2 protein-coding genes are annotated in these 1546 nt (G+C 29.8%); one reads left to right on the top strand and one right to left on the bottom strand.

Features of this window, described 5'->3' with window-relative positions; translation table 11 throughout:
• The first annotated feature begins 119 nt into the window (after positions 1-119).
• A complete protein-coding gene (gene prsA / locus CD121_RS11290; protein ID WP_126568313.1) occupies positions 120-1112 on the top strand; it encodes a peptidylprolyl isomerase PrsA in 993 nt (330 codons plus the stop codon).
• Positions 1113-1271: 159 nt separating this feature from the next.
• Here the strand turns inward: prsA and CD121_RS11295 are convergent, their stop codons facing one another.
• Positions 1272-1367 (bottom strand): type I toxin-antitoxin system Fst family toxin, encoded by a 96-nt coding sequence (locus CD121_RS11295; protein WP_107999723.1) that lies wholly within the window; start codon positions 1365-1367, stop codon positions 1272-1274.
• Positions 1368-1546 lie beyond the last annotated feature (179 nt).

Here is a 1546-nt window from a genome sequence, read left to right on the forward strand (position 1 = left end):
ATTCATATGTTTTTTAATAAAACTAGTACTATAGTCCTAAAGAGAGGGTTATGAATTGGTACGCCTCATTTTATATGTTATATTTTACTTGATTATATACATAAAGGAGTTAACAACTTATGAAAGCATTTAATAAAATTATGATACCTGTAACTGCAAGTGTCCTTTTATTAGGCGCATGTGGATCTGATGCAACTGATTCTAAAGAAAATACTCTTATTTCATCAAAAGCTGGCGATGTTAAAGTAGAAGATGTGATGAAGAAAATTGGTAAAGACCAAATCGCTAGTAAATCCTTTAGTATTGTATTAGATAAAATTCTTGCAGATAAATATAAAGACAAAGTGGATACTAAAGATATCGAAAAAGATATTAAAAAAGAAGAAAAACAATATGGCGGTAAAGATCAATTTGAAAGTGTCTTAAAACAACAAGGAATGTCTATGGATGATTATAAAGAACAAAAACGTTTATCAGCTTATCAAAAAGAACTATTGAACGATAAAGTTAAAGTGTCAGATAAAGAAATCAAAGATAATACTAAAAAAGCCTCTCATATCTTGATCAAAGTAAAATCTAAAGATAGTGACAAAGAAGGTTTATCAGATAAAAAAGCAAAACAAAAAGCTGAAGAAATTCAAAAAGAAGTATCTAAAGATCCAAGTAAATTTGGAGAAATCGCTAAAAAAGAATCTATGGATAAATCAAGTGCCAAAAAAGATGGTTCTCTTGGTTATGTAACTAAGGGCCAAATGATGGATAGCTTCGATAAAGCACTATTCAAACTTAAAGAAGGCGAAGTATCTAAAGTAGTTAAAACAGACTACGGTTATCATATTATTAAAGCAGATAAAGAAACAGACTTTAACTCTGAAAAATCTAACCTTAAATCTAAAATTTTAGAACAAAAAATTCAAAAAAATCCTAAATTATTAACTGATGCTTATAAAGATATATTAGACGAATATAATGTAGACTATAAAGATAGAGATATTAAAAAAGCAGTTGATGATACTATTTTAGATCCAGACAAAATAAAACAACAGCAACAACAGTCTTCTCAAGGTGGCGCTAGTTCACAACAAGGTGCAACTGGAATGACTGGCTCTTAAGATATATCTTCACTAAAGTCTTTTTTAAATGTAACATTTTGCAATAGTACAAACGCATGTTATAATGTAATTAACAAAGATTTCAGTATGGAAACACCAATCCCCTCACTATTTGCGGTAGTGAGGGGATTTTTTAGTGTGACTACAATTGTCGCCTATTTACTTATCGTTACGATGCCGTAGCCAATGTGCAAACAACGTAACAATACAACCACTGATAACAGTAGTCATAATATGAACAAAGATTTCAGACATGGAATGAACACCCCCTCTCATCGTCGAAGTGACGCCTGAGAGATAGGCGACATGATTATTATATCATCATAAAATACATTTTAAATATAAAGATTGTCTATTTAGTTTAAATTACTTTTGAATAACAAATATTTATAATTTAAAAAGGTGATGTAGCTCTTCATTGAGCTATATCACCT

The sequence above is a fragment of the Staphylococcus pasteuri genome (assembly GCF_003970495.1).
Taxonomy (GTDB): Bacteria; Bacillota; Bacilli; order Staphylococcales; family Staphylococcaceae; genus Staphylococcus; species Staphylococcus pasteuri.